The sequence below is a fragment of the Scytonema millei VB511283 genome, from assembly GCF_000817735.3.
GTDB lineage: Bacteria > Cyanobacteriota > Cyanobacteriia > Cyanobacteriales > Chroococcidiopsidaceae > Chroococcidiopsis > Chroococcidiopsis millei_B.
The window spans coordinates 1-20853 of record NZ_JTJC03000009.1 but is presented as its reverse complement, the minus strand read 5'-3'; the positions used below and the strand labels follow the sequence as shown (position 1 = coordinate 20853).

Genomic DNA, 20853 nt, shown 5'->3' with positions numbered 1-20853 from the left:
GCGATCGTGCTAACGCATCACTCTCAGTTTTTGGTGCGTGACGCAAGGCGCGTAACACACCCTACTCATACTAAGATTTTTTGCGCTCGTCAAACCGGATTCCTATATAAAATTGCGATCGCTCAGAGTGACGATGGATTAGTTAAGCTGACTTGATTTTTAGCTTGCTAGTAGATAGCACGAACTATTTCTAAATCTTTGATTTTTAATATTTTCTAAATGATTTGCAACGAAGGGTTAGCAACTAATAATAATCGCGCTTTTCAATCTGTAAACTCATTACCAATTACCATTTACCAATTACTCAGCTAGCTTTTGTATTGCAAAAATGCAGCTATTTTCCATCATAAATAGCCGCTAAATTCAAAAACTACTACTTTTTCTTAACATTTGCCTTAATAATCAAAAACGCTATGTTAAGCTGTTGGCGCAAGTAACATTTGAGGAACTAGAGAAAAGCAACAGTTTTCCATGAATTTACTTATATAGACTGACTAATAAATATTACGGATAGAGCTAGTAGTGATATGGTTTAAACTACTATAAAAACTATATTTCAATGCAAGTGTTGTACTTAGACTTAACAAAAAATTGCGCAATATATTCAGTATTTTGACTTTTAGCTTTTAACTTTTGACTTTCAGGGGAGGCTCTTTGTGTCAGAAAACTTACAATTAACAGATGTTGAATTTTCCCTTTGGGATGAAGAACCAGTTCAATTAATTAACCAAATTCAACCACATGGAGTCATTGTAGTTTTAGAAGAGCCAGACCTCAAAATTTTACAAGTCAGTACTAATACATTTTCTATTTTTGGGATTCCGCCTGAAGAATTGGTTTTGCAGACTTTGGCAGATCTTCTCGATCCTTACCAAATAGAAAGAATCAAACTAGGGCTAGCAGAAGAAAATTTCGATCTGCTCAACCCTATAAAAATTTGGTTGAGAGTCAAAGGAGACGATTACGTAGTATTTGACGGCATATTTCATCGCAATCGAGATAAATTACTAATTTTAGAATTAGAGCCAGCTCTAACTCAAGAAAACATTCCATTTTTAAGTTTTTATCATCTAGCTAGAGCCTCAATTAATCGATTAGCAACAACAACGAAATTACAAGATTTCGGTCAAGTTATCGTTCAAGAAGTACATAAAGTCACGGGATTTGACCGCGTGATGCTCTATAAATTTGACAATGACGGACATGGTGTTGTCATTGCCGAAGAAAAATTAGATGATATGGAAGCTTATTTAGGGTTGCACTTTCCCGAATCGGACATTCCTAAACCAGCGAGAAAACTATTTTGTTCTAATTGGATTAGAATAATCCCCAACGCTCATGCTAAACCAGTAGAACTTTTTCCTTTAATTAACCCGACAAATTTACGTCCGCTAGATTTGACTCATTCAACCTTAAGAAGTGCATCTGCTTGTCATCTTAAGTACTTACATAATATGGAAGTAGGTGCTTCGCTGACAATTTCTTTAATTAAAGAAGACAAACTTTGGGGATTAATTGCTTGTCACCATCGATCGCCAAAATATGTATCTTACGAGCTACGTAAAGCTTGCGAGTTTCTCGGACGAATGATTTTTGCGGAAATTTCGGCAATAGAAGAAACAGACGATTACGACTACAACCTGCACATCACACACGTGCGATCGCAACTCGTCGAATATATGTCCCAAGCCGAAAATTGGATTGATGGTTTAGTTAAACAAGAACCGAACTTATTAGAATTAGTTGATGCTCAAGGAGCAGCCATCTATTTTAATAGCGAATGGACGGCAATCGGACAAGTTCCCAAGCAAGAACACTTAAATGTCATCGTACAGTGGTTAAAACATCAATTTCGAGATGAGGAAGTTTTCTACACGGATACCCTACCACTGGTATTTCCAGAAGCAGAAATTTATAAGCATGTTGCTAGCGGCTTGTTAGCGATTCCTATTGCCGATAAAAGCTATATTATATGGTTTCGTCCTGAAGTCATTCAAACAGTGAATTGGGGTGGAAATCCGCATGAAGCGTATGAATTCGGTCAGGAAAATGATAGCGTGTATTTGTCTCCACGCAAATCATTTCAATTATGGAAAGAAACTGTACAGGGTAAATCTTTGCCGTGGAAAAAAGTAGAAATCAAAGCTGCGATCGATCTGCGTAAAGCCACAATTGAGGTAGTTTTAAGACAAGCAGAAGAACTATCACAAATCGCCTACGATTTAGAACGTTCTAATGCCGAACTGAAAAAATTTGCTTACGTCGCTTCCCACGACTTGCAAGAACCATTAAATCAAGTTGCAAATTACGTCCAGTTGTTAGAAATGCGCTATCAAGAACAGCTAGACGAAGATGCTAGAGAATTTATTAGCTATGCAGTATCGGGAGTCAGCCTCATGCAGACGCTCATAGATGACGTACTAGCTTATTCCAAGGTAGATCGACAGAATGTCGAATTTCAACCCGTAGATTTGGAGGTAGCCTTAAAACGCGCTCTCAGTGGCTTGCAAGGCAAGATTTCGGAAACAGGTGCTACGATTTCTTACGATCCGCTACCAACAGTATTAGCAGATAGCACCCAAATGCTTCAGCTATTTCAAAATCTGATTGGAAACGCGATCAAGTTTCGTAGAGACAAGCCACCTGTGATTCACATTGGTGTCTCACCCTTAGAAGATGCCTGGTTATTTTCAGTCAAAGATAACGGGATCGGTATCGATCCCCAGTTTAGCGATCGCATTTTTGTCATTTTCCAACGCTTGCATACCAGAGATGAATATTCTGGTACGGGAATGGGTTTGGCAATTTGCAAAAAAGTTGTTGAATGCCATCGAGGAGATATCTGGGTGGCTTCAGAATTAGGTCAAGGTGCAACATTCTACTTTACAATTCCCGCCGGAGGTAAGAAATATGAATACAGGCACGGCAGAAAAACCCAAAACCATTTTCCTAGTGGAAGATAATAAGGCTGATGTCCGCTTGGTGGAAGAAGCACTCAAGCGCAGTTCTATCCCCAACCAAGTCCTATCTGTACGAAACGGGATGGATGCGATCGCTTTTTTGCGTCAAGAAGGGGAATATACCGACGCACCCCACCCAGATTTAATTCTGCTCGATCTCAACTTACCTAAAAAAGAGATGGTGCCTCAGCAAAGCGTGGAATAAGTTGCAATATCTTGCCAAGTCCAAGGTTGTGAGGTTAAGTCTGCTCGTTGAGCGGCTGTGGTTCCTAAACGAGAATGCACCCAAATCCAATTAAAGTAGCTGATGACCAAACGCAATGTGACTTTTGTCTGCTCCCAAACCTTGCCAAATTTGTTTTGTCGTCGATGCCAACGCCCTGTCTGTTGCCGAAGGGAACCATTAGTACGCTCTAATCGTTGTGTCAAAATTTTACTAATGTAGTGCTCTACTTCATCGTCTGTGCACAACACTCGCTCATACCCTGACCAGCCATCGGTATGCCATTCCTGACAATCAGTCTTACCTTGGGTACTAGTCACCAACTCAATTGCCAACTTGTCAGTACGTTTGCCTACTCGACCAGATAAAATTAAGCCATTTAACTGGGCTAAACTCAAAGCTATCCAACAGTCTCCGGCTTCCAGTTCTTCGGGTAGGCAGTGCTTTTGTTTTTTTGGACAAATGACCACATTTCGTCGGCAGCGATGGCATCCGTATCAACAGAAGAGACTTCGCCATTGTGAACTAGTTGTGCTTTTTGACTGGCAGCTCGAATCAAGCTGACTCCAGTGTTGTAGGACAGTCCACTAATTCGACTAATACCACGTAAACTAGTTCCTTCGCAATGCGACTGCAAGACAATCCGTACTTCCTCCTGACTTACTTGCCGCCGATAGTAAATTGTGTCAAAAGTATCGGTGAATGTTTGCTTGCAGTTGGGACAACGGTAGCGTTGGCTTCCCTTACTCGTTTTCCCGTGTTTATAAGTCTTATCGTGACTGCATAGGGGACAAGGCATTGCTTCTTAGAACAGGAGTGATTTTTTTCACCATAATATCAATTCCACACTTTCCTGATGCACGACCAAAAAAGACGGTCGGGAAGTCTTGGCAGAAATCAAAGCCGATCCCCAACTGCGACGTATCCCTGTCGTGATCTTGACGACCTCCAAAAACGAGGAAGATATTTGTCACAGCTACGATTTACACGTCAACTGCTACATCACCAAGTCCCGCAACCTCAGCCAATTGTTTCAAATTGTCAAAGGAATTGAAGAGTTTTGGCTTTCTACCGTAACTTTGCCTATAAGCTAATTGCGCGTATCCCGATCATTATGGGTATGACTTTTGACTTTTGACTTTTGACTTTTGACTTTTGACTTTTGACTTTTGACTTTTGACTTTTGACTTTTGACTTTTGACTTTTGACTTTTGACTTCCTAATGACTCCGGTAAAAGTTCTGTTGATTGAAGACAACTTAGCAGAAGCCAGACTCATGCGAGAGCTGCTGAAGGAGTCTCCAGTCAAGCAGTTTGAACTAGTACACGTCCAGCGATTGCAGGAAGCGCTCGATCGCTTGCACGAGGATTGCTTTGATGTTGTGTTGTTAGACTTAACTCTACCGGATAGCGCCGGGTTAGGATCGCTCATACCATTACTCAAAGCCGTTCCCAGCCTTCCCATCGTCGTGCTGACAAATACGAATGATGACGATCTGGCTCTAGAAGCAGTCCGTCAGGGAGCGCAGGATTATCTCGTTAAGCGACAGGTAAATTCAGGCGTGCTGATACGTTCTTTATGCTATGCGATCGAACGCAAGCAGGTAGCTGAAGCGTTAAAAACAGTCAATCAAGCTTTAGAAGTGAGCGTGCAGGAACGCACTGCCGAACTCATCAAAGCAAAAGAAATGAATCAGTTTAAATCTGATTTTGCTTCCATACTTTCGCACGATTTTCGCAGTCCCCTAACGACTATTCTACTAGCAACTGGATTGCTACAAAATAACGACCAAAAATTAAGCCAAGAAAAAAAGTTCGCTCACTTTCAATTGATTCGTTCTGCCATTAGCGATATGGCTAGGCTATTAGATGAATTTCTGCTTTTGAGCCAAGCTGAAGCAGGCAAACTTAAATGCAAACTCATCTCGCTCGAATTAGAGCAGTTTTGCCACTTCATAGTAGAGGAAGCAAAATTAAGTACCAATGCCAAAGACTTGATATTAACTTTTCATTGCCAGCATGGCGATCGCTTGCATGGTTCGGTCTGGGATGAGAGCTTATTAAAACACATTTTAAGTAATTTACTCAACAACGCAATTAAATATTCTCCTGCTGGCGGTCAGATACAGTTTGAACTGATCGTTGAAGAAAAAACTGTGACCTTTCGATTTCAAGACCAAGGGATCGGTATTCCCCCAGCAGACCAAGCACAGCTATTTCAGCCGTTTTTTCGCGCTAATAATGCCGAGAAGATTCCTGGGACTGGTTTAGGATTGGCAATTGTGCAAAAATGTGTTGCAGCACATAGCGGTGAAATTACCTTGGAAAGCACGGTGGGAATGGGTACGACTTTTACAGTCACCCTACCGTTAATCAAAGGAATCGGCGATGTTTGCCCCGTATTTATGCAATCAATCGAGCAATTGTAGCAACGAGGCGATCGCTCCTTAATTCGTGCTAGTCTTATGCGCTAATCTTAATAGTGACTAGTGGCTGGTGACTAGTAGCTAGAATTGCTCCCTTGTCCCCTCTGCTCCCTGCTCCCTTATCTCTGCTCCCTTTTCAAAGTTATGACTCTGATTGTCCAGAAATACGGTGGTACTTCGGTTGGTTCGGTAGAACGCATTCAAGCTGTGGCAGATCGCGTTCTCCAAACAGTGAAAGCAGGAAACGCTTTGGTGGTTGTCGTTTCTGCGATGGGTAAGTCTACCGATGCACTGGTCAAACTAGCGCATGAAGTTTCTGCTAATCCCAGTCGCCGGGAAATGGATATGTTGCTCTCAACTGGAGAACAGGTGACGATCGCCCTGTTGAGCATGGCATTACAAGAATTAGGACAACCAGCAATTTCGCTCACGGGCGCTCAGGTGGGGATTGTAACTGAAGCAGAACACACGCGGGCGCGGATCTTACACATTCAAACATCTCGGATTGAAAAGCAACTGAAAATTGGTAAAGTCGTTGTTGTTGCCGGATTTCAAGGGATTACCAGCACGGAAGAATTAGAAATTACTACTTTGGGACGCGGTGGCTCCGATACTTCAGCTGTAGCGCTAGCAGCAGCACTCCGCGCCGATTGTTGCGAAATATATACAGATGTTCCCGGCATTCTGACTACAGATCCCCGTCTCGTACCAGAAGCGCAGTTGATGACAGAAATTACTTGCAACGAGATGCTAGAACTTGCCAGTTTGGGGGCAAAGGTCTTGCATCCGAGGGCAGTGGAGATTGCTCGTAATTACGGCGTACCGCTGGTCGTGCGTTCCAGTTGGACGAGCGATCCTGGCACTTGGGTGGTTTCGCCCAAACCTCAACCCCGCCCGCTAGTAGATTTAGAAATTGCCCGTCCGGTTGATGGGGTAGAACTGGACGCAGATCAAGCCAGAATCGCCTTGCTGCGCGTCCCCGATCGCCCAGGAGTAGCAGCACGGTTATTTAGCGAGATTGCTCGTCAAGGCTTAGACGTAGATTTGATCGTCCAGTCGATCCACGAAGGTAACAGCAACGACATTGCTTTTACCGTCACGACCTCGCTACTGAAGCAGACGGAAGCAGTCGCCGCCGCGATCGCGCCCGTATTACGCTCCCATCCCGACCCGCGATCGGAGGAAGCAGAAGTGATGGTACAGCCGCACATTGCCAAAGTCAGCATCGATGGGGCAGGCATGATCGGTCGTCCTGGGGTAGCAGCGCAAATGTTTTCGACCCTGGCTGAGGCAGGAATTAACATTCAAATGATTTCTACCTCAGAAGTCAAAGTCAGTTGCGTCATCGATGCAACCGACGGCGATCGCGCTGTCGCAGCCCTGCGAGAAGCTTTTGAGATCGCAGAAGAGAGAGTGGTATTAGACAGGGAGGAAGTCAAAAGTCAAAAGTTAGAAGTTAAAAATAACTCCGAATTCCAAATTCCGAATTCCGAATTCCGAATTCCGAATTCTCCCGTTCGCGGTGTAGCTCTAGACATCAACCAAGCCCGTTTAGCAATTCTCCAAGTACCGGATCGCCCAGGATTGGCAGCGAGATTGTTCGGATTGTTGGCGCGGGAAAATATTAGCGTGGATACGATTATTCAATCTCAACGCTGTCGGATTGCCAACGGCGTGCCAAAGCGGGATATTGTTTGTACGGTAGCGCAGATGGATGCGATCGCGGCGAAGCAAGCCTTAGAACAAGCAGCGCCAGAGTATGGCTGGGGACAAGTCGTGGTAGATACGGCGATCGCTAAAGTCAGCGTCGTCGGTGCGAGAATGGTCGGTCAACCTGGAGTCGCGGCAAAGATGTTTGCTGCCTTGGCACAAGAACAAATTAATATTCAAATGATCGCGACTTCCGAAATTAAAATTAGTTGTGTCGTCGCTCAAGAACAAGGAGTTGCTGCACTCCAGGCAATTCATGCTGCTTTTGGGTTGAGTGGTAGCGGTGAAATTCAAGTCTCGGCATGATGGGGTTTAATTTACCAGAACTGTTACGGCAAACTTTACAGGGAATAGAAAACCTCGGAACTATAGGCGCGATCGCGTTTATCTTAGTGTATGTCATTGCCACAGTTGCTTTCATTCCCGGCACAATTCTTACCTTGGGCGCAGGAGTTGTTTACGGAGCAATTTTCGGTTCAATTTACGTATTTATCGGTGCAACCTTGGGAGCCACCGCAGCTTTTTTAGTTGGGCGCTATTTAGCACGGGGTTGGGTAGCCAAAAAAATTGCTGGAAATCAAAAATTTCAAGCCATTGACGAGGCAGTCGGAAAAGAGGGATTCAAAATTGTTTTGTTAACCAGACTTTCACCTATATTTCCCTTTAGCCTGTTAAACTACGCTTTTAGCATCACTCAAGTTTCACTCAAAGATTATTTCCTTGGCTCGGTAGGAATGTTGCCTGGAACAATCATGTATGTATATCTTGGTTCTCTAGCGGGTAGCCTTGCCACACTCAGCAGTAGCGATCGCCCCACCAATTCAACTGTCGTATGGATAATTCGCATAGTTGGTTTTATGGCTACGGTAACGGTAACTCTGTACGTAACTCGGATCGCCCGTAAAGCGTTGGCGAAACTGTAGTTATCAGTTATCAGTTATCAGTTATCAGTTATCAGCGATCGGTTATCAGTTATCAGTCAACCATCAACCGTCAACTGTCAACCGTCAACTGTCAACTGTCAACCGTCAACCGTCAACCGTCAACTGTCAATCAATGTCTCAGGAAACTGAAGAGATCCAATCATCAGAACATCAAATTCCCTATGCTGCCCTCAATTCGCAGCAAAAAAAGCAAAGACTGCAAGAATTAGCACTCGTATTTCTGAAGTTAGGTACGATCGCCTTTGGTGGTCCTGCCGCGCATATCGCCATGATGGATGATGAGGTGGCAAAGCGCAGACAGTGGATGAGTCGCGAGAAACTACTCGATTTGCTGGGCGTAACTAACTTAATCCCCGGACCCAATTCTACAGAACTAGCTATTCACATCGGCTACGAACGGGCAGGATGGCGCGGTTTGATTATCGCGGGAACCTGCTTTATTTTACCTGCCATGTCGATCGTCTGGGTATTGGCGATCGCCTACAAGCAATACCAAACTTTACCCCAAGCTGAAGGATTGCTCTACGGTATTAAACCCGTTATCATCGCGATCGTCTTACAAGCATTGTGGAAGTTAGGTCAAAAAGCGATTAAGGATGTAACAACGGGGATAGCAGCAGTAGCGGTCATAGTTGCCTTTTTTTTTGGCTGGGATGAAATCGTATTGTTGTTACTGGCGGGACTGAGTGTGACGTTGGTAAAAAGTCTGGGGCGCAGTCGGGGTAATGCGGCAGCTTGGCTGTTGCCGCTATCTTTTCCGCTAGCACAAGCAGGTAGTACAACCCCTACTCCACCTGTAGGCTGGGTGAATGTGTTTCTGTTTTTTCTCAAAATTGGTTCGGTGCTGTACGGCAGTGGTTATGTTTTACTTGCCTTTTTGCAACGAGATTTGGTAGAACGCAATCAGTGGCTAACCTCTCAACAACTTTTAGATGCAGTCGCGATCGGTCAATTTACCCCTGGTCCCGTATTTACCACTGCTACTTTCATCGGCTATCTTTTAGCTGGTCATGCAGGGGCGATCGCAGCTACAATCGGAATTTTCCTACCTGCGTTTGTACTAGTTGGTATTATCAATCCCTGGGTTCCAAAACTACGTCAATCTACTTTAGTTGGTGGTTTTTTAGATGGGGTAAATGCTGCTTCTTTGGGATTAATGGCTGTTGTCTCGTATACTTTGGGACGCACGGCATTGATAGATATCGTGACTGTAGTTTTAGCAATTGCCAGCGCGATCGCTGTTTTCCGCTTCAAGATTAATTCTGCTTGGCTGGTTTTAGCTGGGGGAATTATTGGTTTAGTCTTACAAGCCGTAAGATAACAAAGAGTATTCAATTCTATGTTTGCTATTAGAAATACTTTTAGGATGACTAAAAATTAAGTTGTTGTCGGAGTTGTTGAAAAGAACTTCTCAAACTATTAGCAATAAAACCGATCGCGCTGACCATAACTGCAAGAATAACGCTAGCTGCTACAACTCCCACAATGACGAGTAAGCCATCACCTTCACTCATACCTAGACTAATAACAACGATCGCGATCGCGGGTAGCATATTTCCTAGCGGAATGGGCAAGGCAATAATTATCGCCATCAATAAAATAAATAATCCTAACAACCTTTGTGCCAATCGCGAAGTGATAAAACCCCAACGGGGACGGACGATTTTTTCAGCTTTTGCGAGGTAATGCAGCCCTTTTTCTACTACCTTGGCTAAGTTTTTTTGCTTCCAACGCCGTTTAGCCAGCCATTTTGGTAGATGGGGACGAGAAAAACCCAAACTTAATTGCGCCGAAACCAGCATTAAGGGGATGGCGATAATCGCCGACACACCCGCCACGGGAAGAGGTAATGCTTCTGGTAAAGCGCAGATAACCAGCAAAGGACCGTAAGCGCGATCGCCCAATTCTGTCACCAATTCTCCCAAACTGACATACTCTTGTTCGGCGTGCCGTTCTAGAAACTGCCGTAGTAGTTTAGAAGTATGCAAGCCTGGGGATGAGTCGATCGTAGAAGGCATAGCGAGATAACTCAGAATTAGTGATGGTTAGGGGCGCATAACTGTGCGCCCCTAGTCAGCAAAGTCTATAAGCAACCCCTAGCTATACGCCTCCATCGGTTGGCAGGAACAGACGAAATTGCGATCGCCAAAGGCGCTATCAATTCGTCCGACGGCAACCCAGAACTTGTGTTCTCGCGTCCACGGGGCGGGATAGGCGGCTTGTTCGCGGGTGTAAGGATGTTGCCAATCGCTTGCTAGCAGGCTTTCGGCAGTATGGGGAGCATTTTTTAATAAATTATCTTCCCGACTGACTTTACCTGCTTCAATCTCGGCAATTTCCTGCCGAATCGCAATCATGGCATCGCAGAATCGATCCAATTCTTCCTTCGATTCGCTTTCTGTGGGTTCTACCATCATCGTCCCTGCTACGGGCCAAGAAATTGTCGGGGCGTGGAAGCCATAATCCATCAAGCGCTTGGCGATGTCTTCGACTTCAATTCCAGCAGTTTTCTTGAGCGATCGCAGATCTAAAATGCACTCGTGGGCAACAAAACCAGCTTTACCCTTGTACAGTACGGGGTAGTGTGGCTCTAGTCTGCGGGCGATGTAGTTGGCGTTGAGAATTGCCACTTTAGTCGCCTCTGTCAATCCCTCGCCCCCCATCATGGCAATGTACATCCACGAAATTGTCAGGATGCTAGCACTGCCCCAAGGTGCAGCGGAGATAGCGCCAATATTGGAGGGGTGAGGAGTGAGGAGTGAGGGATGAGTATCGCTACTTATTTGGGCAATAGAAGTGTCGGGGAGGAAGGGGGCGAGGTGAATTGCTACACCAATTGGTCCCATCCCAGGACCACCACCACCGTGAGGGATACAGAAGGTTTTGTGCAGGTTGAGGTGACAGACATCCGCCCCAATATCTCCAGGGCGACATAAACCGACTTGGGCGTTGAGATTTGCCCCATCCATGTAGACTTGTCCGCCGTAGGCATGGACGATCGCGCAGATGTCTTTAATTTGTGCCTCAAATACGCCGTGGGTGGAGGGATATGTCACCATTAACGCGGCGAGTTCGTCTTTGTGCTTTTCTGCCTTTGCCTGCAAATCTTCTACGTCTACGTTACCTTGTTCGTCACAGGCGATCGCCACCACTTTCATCCCTGCCATCACCGCACTAGCTGGGTTCGTACCGTGGGCAGATTGGGGAATCAAACAAATATTCCGATGTCCTTCCCCCCGACTTTCATGATATTGCCGAATCGTTAGCAGACCAGCATATTCACCCTGCGAACCAGCGTTCGGTTGGAGAGAAACCGCAGCAAAACCCGTGATTTCTGCTAACCATGCTTCTAACTGTTGGAACAAAATCTGATACCCCCGCGTTTGCGACAGTGGGGCAAACGGATGCAGATTGCCGAATTCCTGCCAGGTGACGGGCATCATTTCTGCCGTTGCATTCAGTTTCATCGTGCAGGAACCCAAGGGAATCATGGATGTTGTCAAGGACAAATCCTTTGCCTGCAATCGATAAATGTATCGCAGCAGTTCTGTTTCCGAATGGTAGCGGTTGAAAACGGGATGGGTGAGAAATTCGCTGGTACGAGTGAGTTGTGTGGGAACTTGTAGGGGCGGGTTTTGCCGTGATGCCTGACTAACCACAGATTTGTCTGATAAACCCGCCCCCAATTCTTCGATGGTGAAGGGTAGGTTTTTGCTACCTGCGAAAATCTCGAATAGGTCGGTTAAATCTGCTTCTGCGATCGTTTCATCTAAAGAGATACCTACAGACTTTTCATCAAATATCCGTATATTGATTTTCTTAGCTTGGCAAGCCTGCAAAATATCATCTAAGTTACGATTGACTAAATTAATCCGTAATGTATCGAAGAAAGATTCTGAACTGATGGTGTAGCCTAGCTGCTGTAATCCTGCTGCTAAAATTGCTGTAAATTTGTGGATTCTGGTAGCAATTTGTTTCAGTCCTTCGGAACCGTGATACACCGCATACATCGAAGCCATGACTGCCAGTAAGACCTGCGCCGTGCAAATATTACTGGTGGCTTTGTCGCGGCGGATATGTTGTTCGCGAGTTTGTAGTGCTAGGCGTAAGGCTGTTTTCCCGTAAACATCCTTAGAAACTCCGACAATCCGCCCTGGAACTTGTCGCTTAAATTCTTCTTTCGTGGCGAAATATGCTGCATGAGGTCCGCCATAACCCATCGGTACGCCGAAGCGCTGCGTGCTGCCTACCGCAATATCAGCACCCCACTCTCCCGGGGGAGTCAGTAAAGTTAAACTCAAAGGGTCGGCGGCGACAGTTACCAATGCCCCCGCAGCATGGGCTTGTTCCACAAATGCCCGATAGTCGTAGATCGTACCGTCACTGGCTGGATATTGCAGCAATACGCCAAATACTGGCACGTCAAACTTGAAAGTTTGGTGGTCGCCAACAATCACGTTAATTCCCAGCGGTCTAGCACGAGTCTGCACGACTTGAATTGTCTGGGGATGGCAGTTTTGGGAGACAAAGAAAGCTTTTGCCTTCGTTTTGCACAGACCATAACTCATAGTCATGGCTTCGGCGGCGGCTGTCCCTTCATCTAGTAAAGAAGCGTTGGCAATTTCCAAACCTGTCAAGTCAATAATTGTCGTTTGAAAATTCAGCAGCGCCTCTAGTCGTCCCTGCGCGATTTCTGGTTGGTAGGGAGTATAAGCAGTGTACCAGCCTGGGTTTTCCAAAATATTTCGCTGAATTACTGGTGGAGTAATGCAGCCGTAATATCCCATGCCAATTAGCGACCGAAATACTTGGTTTTTTGAGGCGATCGCTTTTAACTGCGCCAAAGCCGCATATTCGCTGCGATCGCCTTCTAACTGGAGCGATCGCTGTTGGCGAATGGCTTGTGGCACTGTCCGGTCAATCAAAGCATCAAGGGTCGGTAGCCCCAACACTTCTAGCATTTGCTCAACCTCAATCGGTTGAGGACCAATGTGTCTTTGTCGAAATGAAATTGACTCGCTGCTTATTTGTTTTTGCTGCCGATCGCGTTGAATACGAGGACTGTCTAGTACCACAAATAGCTTCTCCAATAGTGACTTATTAATATTCTGCAACATGAAGGGAGTAGGGAGCAGGGAGTAGGGAGTAGTGAAGAAAGGGTGTGGGGTGTGGGGTGTGGGGTGTAGGGTGTGGAGTGTGGGGAATTTTGAATTGTCTTGCTCCCCCAGCTCCCGATCTCTCCCGATCTCTCCCGATCGCTCCCTCAGCCTCCTCAGCCTCCTCAGCTCCCCCAGCTCTCTTTCCTAGCCTCCCTCTACCTGAGTGCGATATTCTTCGGCAGTGAGCGCCTCGTCTAATTCGCTGGCATCTTCGACACGCACTTTGAGCATCCAGCCTTCGCCATAGGGATCGTCTGCTAGTTGTTCTGGTGTCTCTAGTACAGTTTCATTGCGTTCGACGACTGTACCAGTCACGGCGGAGTACATATCTTCTACGGCTTTAACTGATTCTACGGAACCGAAGGTTTCTCCTTTAGTGACGCGATCGCCAACTTCAGGAAGTTCCAGAAATACAATGTCACCGAGCTGATCGACAGCAAAAGCAGAAATGCCAATAGTAGCGATATCGCCATCCATGCGGACGTATTCGTGCGAGTCAAGATATTTCAGGTCGCTTGGATATTCCAACTCCATGTCAGTTCCTCAACCAAATCGCGGATATATCGTTAATTAATATGCTTTACTATAGACGCGATCGCCTAGTAGTCAATCCCTTTTCAGTTGTCAGTTGTCAGTTGTCAGTTGTCAGTTGTCAGTTGTCAGTTATCAGGGAGCAGGGAGTAGGGAGTAGTGAGTTACGACTTACGACTTACTTCGCCGGACGATTCTTAGCCCGATAGAAGGGTTTTTTCACTACTACCGCTGGATAAGTCTTGCCTCTGATTTCTACGTCTAAGGTTTGCCCTGGCTGGCTGAGGGATGTGGGAATGTAGGCTAGGGCGATCGGATAACCTAACGTGGGGGATAATGTGCCGCTGGTAATCTCTCCTACGACTTTACCTTCAGATAAGACTTGGTAGCCGTGGCGGGCAATGTGTCGCCCTGGCATTTGCAACCCTACTAATCGTCGTGAAACTCCGTTTGTTTTCTGTTGCTCTAGGATATCGCGCCCGATAAAGTCGCCTTTGGTGTCGAGATGGACGAGCCAGCCTAAACCTGCTTCTAAGGGGGTGGTGTTATCGTCAATATCTTGCCCGTAGAGTGCCATAGCTGCCTCTAATCGCAGGGTGTCTCTTGCCCCTAGCCCGCAGGGAATGACTCCAGCTTGAGCGAGCGATCGCCACACTTTGACACCTGCTTCTGGATCTACCATCACCTCAAATCCATCTTCTCCCGTATAACCAGTCCGAGCCATAAAACTCGGTTCTCCTAAAATCTTGGTTTCCAAATGCCCGAAGGCTTTGACTTGAGATAAGTCTGCTTCTACTAAGTTTTGCAAATGTGCCACGGCTTGCGGTCCCTGCACCGCAATTAAGATTTTCCGGCGGGAGATGTCTTGTAGTTCTACCTGTTCTGTGTCGAGGTGTTGCAACAACCATTTTTTATCTTTACTGGTGGTTGCCGCATTGACGATTAATACTCCTTGCTGCGTGTCATTATCTTCCCCTTGGTAGTAGAAGATGATGTCATCGATAATTCCGGCTTGCGGATTTAATAACACCGTATACTGTGCTTCTCCCGATCGCAGCCGACTCAAATCGGAAGGGACTAAGTTTTGTAGTTGAGCGACTAGCTGTTTTCCCCGCAGGACGAATTTACCCATGTGGGAAATATCAAACATCCCCGCTGTTGTCCTGACCGCAGCATGTTCTTGTCCGATTCCAACAAACTGCACGGGCATTTCCCAGCCACCAAAACTAGTTAACCTTGCCTTCAGTTCTAGAGCGAGGTGATAGAGGGGTGTTTGCGCCAGAGGTAGGGCGGTTCCTTCTTGATTAGCCACAGATAGTCTTGTCGTTGTAGGTGAATCTTTATCTATCCTACGGAAACATTAGGTGTACGGGAAAGTCAAGATTGTTCTACCAAGTATCAAAATACACTTTCTTTCAATTTTAAACAGATAATTTAGAGAAATTAAGCAATTTGCTACCAGGTCTATTTCTGCATATATATTTAGTATTTCCTGAAAATATAGTCCTTAGTTCGGTAAAAAATGGTGGCTATAGTTCTTAGCTTTATCAAGGTTTAGCAGTCTTGCATTTACTTGTGTTTATACATATTTATTTTTTTCAAATTTGCGATCGCACTCATTTTTTCGTAGTCAAACTAAAAATATATAAATTTACTGTGTTTTATTTTATACTTAAAACAAGGGCGCGAAATACAGATATTTCAAGCACAAACACGTTAGACACGAATATTTTCTCTGAAAGTTTTACATATATAAAGATAGCGATCGCCAAATATAAAGAGTATGTGAATCGAGCGGATTTCTTCAGGAAACATAAAAACTGGCTTTGTATTCTAGCCGCATGAAATAGCCAGCAAAACTCAGTCATTCCTATGGTTTATGGATGACAAGTTTGTGCTGGCAATTGAGACACACCAAGACTAACTTTTTACGATTTACGACTATTTTGAGTGAGGGATTGACATCATGTCCGTAATATTTGGTACAGATTTAGACGATTCCTTAACTGGTACAGACAGCAACGACAGAATCTATGGCAAAGCCGGAAAAGATACTGTGTCCGGCGGCTCAGGTAACGACCTATTATGTGGTGGCGATGGCGACGACACCGTTTATGGTGACACTCTCTACGGTAGCGAGTCAGGTAACGATCGGATCTACGGTGATGCCGGTAACGATCTTTTGTTTGGTGGCTATGGTACAGATGAAATTCATGGTGGTAGCGGTAATGACTCTCTCAACGGCTATTACGGTAACGATCGCCTCTATGGTGACAGTGGTGACGATTGGTTGACGGGTTCTTGGGGGAACGATGTCGTAAATGGAGGTTCAGGAAACGACTATATAGATGGTGCGGGTGGCAGAAGACCGAATGATATGTATAGCAGTGCCAGCCGTGGCAGAGGAGAAATCGATATCCTCATTGGTGGAGCTGGAGCAGATACATTTAACTTCACAAGCAGTGGTGCTGGTCGCGACGGTCAGGGCATTGCCTACGCAGGTAGCAATGACTATGCTCTGATAACTGACTTCAACAAAAACGAGGATGTCATTAAACTCAGCCGCAACGATAACTCTCCATTCACCAGTTATACTTTTACTGAAGTTACTTATACTCTGGGTGCATCCCCTGACGGTTTGCCATCAGGGACGGGAATTTACGCGCAATTTGCGAACAACACTAGTGCAGCACCAGAGCTAATTGCTATCTTGCAAGGTGTTTCTCCCGACACGCTCAATTTGAATGCATCCTACTTCCAGTATGTTCGGTATTCTTAATAAGGAGTTTTGCCTGATTAGTAAGGCTTAACTGAACAAGGCGATCGCTGACTTGTAAAAGCTGACTTGTAAAAATTGCGATCGCCTACCTGTATCGTGGTGTACTTGTGTGAAAACATGTCGATGGTTTCATACAGTATTCATGCGATCGATTCGCCCTAATTTTAGCGATCGAACTAACGTTTTACTTCTGTCTCAGTATTTCCACTTGGTTAAACTCTAGTCGTGATGTAGCGAATTCTATTTAAGTCGTAAACTTATCGCTTTTGCTGTTGACAGTTAACGGTTCACTGTTTGCAGCTTGTAGTGTTTTTATACTCAATTTGATTTGGTATATCATTACTTAGAGCGAGTAGAACCTACTATAATACTGTGTTTTACCAAGAACATAAGAGTGTTAACCTAGTTGTTAACTAGGCTTTTTTGGCTTGTTTAGACAGAGGAAAATCTGTAAAAACATTTGTTAAAAAAATATTACAAATTCGCTAAAACAATGCAAAAATAGCATTATATTGTTAGCCATATCGCATCAGTTTAACTTGCAAAATATCCCGATCTTTTGTAGATTGACTATGTTATTTGTAAGCAAAGACAAAACGCGGTAATTAATCGAGGTTTGCATCAATTAACTTCAGTAAGTCGATCGCTTACTAGTTTTTGGCTAGGTATATATTTAACGATTCACTTCATTGAAAGCCAAACACTATTTGGATAGTTTTGTTGTGGCGATTTGAAATGCGATCGCGGGGTAAAAACATCTACGCATACTTATTAGAATTAAAGGCTTATCGACATGGCAAATATCTTTGGTACGGACTTAGACGACACCTTAACTGGTACGAGCGGCAACGACAGAATCTATGGCAAAGCTGGCAACGATACTTTATCTGGCGGCTTAGGTGAAGACATTTTAGATGGTAGTTATGGTGCAGACACTCTCAAAGGCGAAGACGGAAATGACACCTTGTATGGTGGTAACGGTGACGATCTCCTAGAAGGTGGTAGCGGTAACGATACCTTGAAAGGAGGAGCTGATAACGACACCTTGTATGGTGGTGCAGGTAGCGATCGCATCGCTGGTGGCGACGGTAACGACACGATTTATGGCGACTTCTACACTGAGGTAGGCAACGATCGCCTCTATGGTGGTGCAGGTAGCGATCGCATCGCTGGTGGCGCTGGTAGCGACGAAATTTATGGTGAGGACGGCGACGACATCATTAGCGGCGGACTCATCGGTAACAGCAGTAATGATAACGACCGCTTGTACGGTGGTAAAGGCAAAGACACGTTGGTTGGCGAGTTCGGTAACGACTATTTGAATGGAGGTGATGGAGACGACTATATCAATGGTGCTGGAGGAAGAGTATTTCACTGGGATGGTGATGTCAGTCGCGGCAGAGGTGAAATTGATACTCTTACAGGAGGATGGGGAAAAGATTCATTTATCCTTACAGGAGGCTCTGGACGGACTGGTGTAGGACCTTCTTACATAGGTAGTGGCAATGGTGACTACGCTCTGATTACCGACTTTAATAAGAACGAAGATGTTATCTCGTTAGCCAAAACTGAGAGTAGTCCTGTAGTCTATCCCGCAGTCACAATCGAGTACAGTTTGGGTGCAGCACCAGAGGGCTTCCCACAAGGGACGGGAATCTATGTAAACAACCTGGGTGCAAAACCAGATTTGATTGCGATCTTGCAAGGCGTTTCTCCCGACTCTCTAAGTCTCAGTGGGTCTTATTTTCAAATTTCCTAACTGCTAGTTTTTCTGGCTGCTACGCATACTAACTAGAATTAAAGGCTTATCGATATGGCAAATATCTTTGGTACGGACTTAGACGACACCTTAACTGGTACGGATGGCAACGACAAAATTTATGGTAAGGCAGGAAGTGACACTATCTCCGGTTTAGGAGGGGACGATCGCATCTATGGTGGTGCAGGTATCGACTATTTAGGTGGTGGAGATGGTAACGATACCTTGTATGGTGACGAAGATAACGACTATCTAGTCGGTGGCAGCGGTAATGACACTTTGTACGGTTGCAACGGTGATGACAAGCTATACGGTGGCGACGGTAACGACAACTTACAGGGAGGAGATGGCAATGACTATATAGAGGGTGGATTTGGTGAAGATGTCATCTATGGGGGTAAAGGGGACGATGTAATAGTAGGCGATCTCGACGATTATCGAATCAGAACTGGTGACAGCGATCGCATCTATGGCGGTGCTGGTAACGATTCGATCTACGGTCGCTATGGTAACGATTCGATTTATGGCGATGATGGTGACGATCTACTGGCTGGCGATGGCTATGGAGTCATTTCTGGTCCTGATTATGGTGTGAGAAAAGATGATAACGATCGCCTCTACGGTGGTAATGGCAAAGATACACTAGTTGGCGAGTTCGGGAGCGATGTTTTAGATGGAGGATCTGGGGACGATATCTTGATTGGTGCTGGTGGTGGATGGTTACGCGGTACTGTTGATTCCAGCCGTGGTGACTCAGAGAAAGATGTCCTGACAGGAGGATCGGGAAAAGATACATTTATCCTTGCAGGTAGCGGAGGAAGACCTGGTTCAGGGACTTACTATGGAGTAGGAGATAGCTACGCTTTGATAACTGACTTCAATAAGTATGAAGATACAATCTTTTTAGCAAAAACCAACCGCCCTGTAACTCAATCTCAGTACATAATTGAATACAGTTTGGGTGCAGCACCGGAAGGCTTGCCAGCAGGCACGGCAATCTATGCAAATAATGTAGGAGAAACCCAACCAAATTTGATTGCGATCTTGCAGGGTATTTCACCCAATTCGCTGAATTTAAACGCATCTTACTTCAAGATTAGCGACGAGTACGTTCGCTATAGTTAATTGCTCTGTATGAGTGACATTTGTAGGGGCGCACGGCTGTGCGTCCTTACAGCTCGTGTGTTTACCCAATTGAAAGCACGATCGGGGAGTAGGCGATCGCGCTACCATCGCATGACAAGAGATATTTTGTGTTAGAGTACGGCGATCGAGTACATTATTGGGTAAAGCTAGGGCGAGAAGCCTCAAGTTACGCTGCCGATTCAAGATTCGATAATGCAAGAGGACATGAATGCACGCGGGACAATACTACAACCTGGTACGCTGCTGGATAGGGCGATCGCAATAACCCAACATGCCCTTGAACGCGGGGCTTTAGTCACCATTCCTACCGAATATCAGTTTGTAGAACAGCAAGGCGTGCGTTTCCTGGTCAGAACAGCCACCAATCTCAATCGCAAAGACGAGGCAAAGCAAAAACAGGATCGGCAAAATGCTACGACTGGTAAAGACTTTAATCCCTTTTTACCCTACGACAAAAACTTATACGTAGCAGACATTTCCGAGACTCATGTTTGTTTGCTAAATAAATTCAATGTCGTCGATTGTCACCTACTACTCATTACCCGCGCCTTTGAAGAACAGGAAGCCTTACTAACTCTCGCCGACTTTACTGCCATGTGGATCTGTCTGGCAGAGTTTAACGGACTGACATTCTATAACGGTGGCAAGACAGCAGGCGCAAGCCAACGTCACAAACATTTGCAGATCGTTCCCCTCCCACTCACACCCGCAGATTTTCCCCAAATTCCCCTCGAACCTTTGTTGGTAACTACTAATCGCGGTACAGTCGAAACTCTACCAAGCTTGCCTTTTGTCCATGCTTTCGTACAACTAGAACCGATTCAAACAAAATCTCCTCAAACAGCTGCCACAGTCACGCTCAATTATTACTACCAAATGCTCAATGCAGTGGGGCTAAAGTATGACATCGGCTCGAATAACATCCAAGCAGGAGCTTACAACTTACTCGTAACCCGCCAATGGATGCTGTTGATTCCCCGTTCTCAAGAAAGCTTTGAGTCGATTGCCATCAACTCTTTGGGATTTGCTGGCACAATGTTCGTGCGTAACGAACAACAAATGCAAATCTTAAAAGAATTGGGACCGATGCAGGTGTTGAGTCAGGTGGCAATATCAAAAAGCAAGTAGTGAGTGGCTAGTGGCTAGTAGTAGATAGGGTGTGGGGTGTGGGGTGTGGGGTGTGGGGTGTGGGGTGTAGTGGATTGTTAACTGGTCAG

Annotated in this window: 16 protein-coding genes and 2 pseudogenes; 13 read left to right on the top strand and 5 right to left on the bottom strand. The window is 45.3% G+C overall.

From position 1 onward, the window contains the following. Window positions 1-656 precede the first annotated feature (656 nt). A complete protein-coding gene (locus tag QH73_RS23315; RefSeq protein WP_039713487.1) occupies window positions 657-2963 on the top strand; it encodes a sensor histidine kinase in 2307 nt (768 codons plus the stop codon). Beyond that, a pseudogene (locus tag QH73_RS23310) lies at window positions 2911-3138 on the top strand (response regulator); the annotation flags it as partial. The gene QH73_RS23315 and the pseudogene QH73_RS23310, both read left to right, overlap by 53 nt. Window positions 3139-3146: 8 nt before the next feature. Here QH73_RS23310 and QH73_RS23305 read toward each other — a convergent pair. After that, window positions 3147-3982, bottom strand: a protein-coding gene (locus QH73_RS23305) for an IS1 family transposase (protein ID WP_132867499.1) whose coding sequence is annotated in 2 segments (ribosomal slippage) — window positions 3147-3638 and window positions 3641-3982 — 834 coding nt in all. Because the reading frame shifts where the segments join, the coding sequence is not laid out codon by codon here. A gap of 67 nt (window positions 3983-4049) precedes the next feature. Here QH73_RS23305 and QH73_RS23300 point away from each other — a divergent pair. From QH73_RS23300 to QH73_RS23280, 5 genes and pseudogenes are all read left to right on the top strand, one after another. Beyond that, window positions 4050-4277 (top strand): annotated as a pseudogene (locus QH73_RS23300) (response regulator); the annotation flags it as partial. Between the two features lie 128 nt (window positions 4278-4405). Further along, window positions 4406-5611 (top strand): hybrid sensor histidine kinase/response regulator, encoded by a 1206-nt coding sequence (locus QH73_RS23295; protein ID WP_039713486.1) that lies wholly within the window; start codon window positions 4406-4408, stop codon window positions 5609-5611. Between the two features lie 141 nt (window positions 5612-5752). Beyond that, complete coding sequence (locus QH73_RS23290; protein ID WP_039713485.1) at window positions 5753-7624, top strand: aspartate kinase; 1872 nt, start codon at window positions 5753-5755, stop codon at window positions 7622-7624. Beyond that, window positions 7621-8241, top strand: a complete 621-nt coding sequence (locus tag QH73_RS23285; RefSeq protein ID WP_201278311.1) for a TVP38/TMEM64 family protein — start codon at window positions 7621-7623, stop codon at window positions 8239-8241. The genes QH73_RS23290 and QH73_RS23285 overlap by 4 nt, the downstream gene beginning before the upstream one ends. A 133-nt stretch (window positions 8242-8374) precedes the next feature. Beyond that, on the top strand, window positions 8375-9583 hold the full coding sequence (locus QH73_RS23280; RefSeq protein ID WP_052289757.1) for a chromate transporter: 1209 nt from the start codon (window positions 8375-8377) through the stop codon (window positions 9581-9583). Between the two features lie 49 nt (window positions 9584-9632). Here QH73_RS23280 and QH73_RS23275 read toward each other — a convergent pair whose 3' ends face one another. The 3 genes from QH73_RS23275 to gcvH all read right to left on the bottom strand — a co-directional run bounded on the left by QH73_RS23275 (window position 9633) and on the right by gcvH (window position 13955). After that, window positions 9633-10280 carry an exopolysaccharide biosynthesis protein gene (locus QH73_RS23275; protein WP_132867498.1) on the bottom strand — a complete coding sequence of 216 codons (648 nt, stop codon included), beginning with the start codon at window positions 10278-10280 and terminating at the stop codon, window positions 9633-9635. A gap of 78 nt (window positions 10281-10358) precedes the next feature. Beyond that, window positions 10359-13337, bottom strand: coding sequence for an aminomethyl-transferring glycine dehydrogenase (gene gcvP, locus QH73_RS23270; RefSeq protein ID WP_039713483.1), 2979 nt, complete (start codon window positions 13335-13337; stop codon window positions 10359-10361). Window positions 13338-13565: 228 nt separating this feature from the next. Beyond that, on the bottom strand, window positions 13566-13955 hold the full coding sequence (gene gcvH / locus QH73_RS23265; RefSeq protein WP_039713482.1) for a glycine cleavage system protein GcvH: 390 nt from the start codon (window positions 13953-13955) through the stop codon (window positions 13566-13568). A gap of 41 nt (window positions 13956-13996) precedes the next feature. Between gcvH and QH73_RS23260 the strand changes: the two genes are divergently transcribed. Beyond that, window positions 13997-14161, top strand: coding sequence for a hypothetical protein (locus QH73_RS23260; protein ID WP_165587768.1), 165 nt, complete (start codon window positions 13997-13999; stop codon window positions 14159-14161). On the opposite strand, the gene gcvT is transcribed toward QH73_RS23260, so the two are convergent. Further along, the gene (gene gcvT / locus QH73_RS23255) at window positions 14131-15264 is read right to left on the bottom strand and encodes a glycine cleavage system aminomethyltransferase GcvT (RefSeq protein WP_039713481.1); all 1134 of its coding nucleotides are present in this window, start codon (window positions 15262-15264) and stop codon (window positions 14131-14133) included. The genes QH73_RS23260 and gcvT overlap by 31 nt on opposite strands. A 654-nt stretch (window positions 15265-15918) precedes the next feature. Between gcvT and QH73_RS23250 the strand changes: the two genes are divergently transcribed. The 5 genes from QH73_RS23250 (at window position 15919) to QH73_RS23235 (ending at window position 20764) form a co-directional block, all read left to right on the top strand. Next, a complete protein-coding gene (locus tag QH73_RS23250; protein WP_052289756.1) occupies window positions 15919-16731 on the top strand; it encodes a calcium-binding protein in 813 nt (270 codons plus the stop codon). A 793-nt stretch (window positions 16732-17524) separates the two neighbouring features. Next, complete coding sequence (locus tag QH73_RS28995) at window positions 17525-18490, top strand: calcium-binding protein (RefSeq protein ID WP_052289755.1); 966 nt, start codon at window positions 17525-17527, stop codon at window positions 18488-18490. Between the two features lie 54 nt (window positions 18491-18544). Further along, window positions 18545-19615: a calcium-binding protein gene (locus tag QH73_RS28990; protein ID WP_052289754.1), complete on the top strand. Its 1071-nt coding sequence runs from the start codon at window positions 18545-18547 to the stop codon at window positions 19613-19615. A 9-nt stretch (window positions 19616-19624) separates the two neighbouring features. Then, window positions 19625-19750, top strand: coding sequence for a hypothetical protein (locus QH73_RS28985; RefSeq protein WP_286194172.1), 126 nt, complete (start codon window positions 19625-19627; stop codon window positions 19748-19750). Between the two features lie 78 nt (window positions 19751-19828). Next, a complete protein-coding gene (locus tag QH73_RS23235; RefSeq protein ID WP_374189060.1) occupies window positions 19829-20764 on the top strand; it encodes an ATP adenylyltransferase family protein in 936 nt (311 codons plus the stop codon). Window positions 20765-20853: the final 89 nt, after the last annotated feature.

Coding starts and splice junctions, on each gene's coding strand:
- QH73_RS23295 (WP_039713486.1), top strand. CDS start 4,406: ATGACTCCGGTAAAAGTTCTGTTGATTGAAGACAACTTAGCAGAAGCC.
- QH73_RS23290 (WP_039713485.1), top strand. CDS start 5,753: ATGACTCTGATTGTCCAGAAATACGGTGGTACTTCGGTTGGTTCGGTA.
- QH73_RS23285 (WP_201278311.1), top strand. CDS start 7,621: ATGATGGGGTTTAATTTACCAGAACTGTTACGGCAAACTTTACAGGGA.
- QH73_RS23280 (WP_052289757.1), top strand. CDS start 8,375: ATGTCTCAGGAAACTGAAGAGATCCAATCATCAGAACATCAAATTCCC.
- QH73_RS23275 (WP_132867498.1), bottom strand. CDS start 10,280: ATGCCTTCTACGATCGACTCATCCCCAGGCTTGCATACTTCTAAACTA.
- gcvH (WP_039713482.1), bottom strand. CDS start 13,955: ATGGAGTTGGAATATCCAAGCGACCTGAAATATCTTGACTCGCACGAA.
- QH73_RS23260 (WP_165587768.1), top strand. CDS start 13,997: ATGCTTTACTATAGACGCGATCGCCTAGTAGTCAATCCCTTTTCAGTT.
- QH73_RS23250 (WP_052289756.1), top strand. CDS start 15,919: ATGTCCGTAATATTTGGTACAGATTTAGACGATTCCTTAACTGGTACA.
- QH73_RS28995 (WP_052289755.1), top strand. CDS start 17,525: ATGGCAAATATCTTTGGTACGGACTTAGACGACACCTTAACTGGTACG.
- QH73_RS28990 (WP_052289754.1), top strand. CDS start 18,545: ATGGCAAATATCTTTGGTACGGACTTAGACGACACCTTAACTGGTACG.
- QH73_RS28985 (WP_286194172.1), top strand. CDS start 19,625: ATGAGTGACATTTGTAGGGGCGCACGGCTGTGCGTCCTTACAGCTCGT.
- QH73_RS23235 (WP_374189060.1), top strand. CDS start 19,829: ATGCAAGAGGACATGAATGCACGCGGGACAATACTACAACCTGGTACG.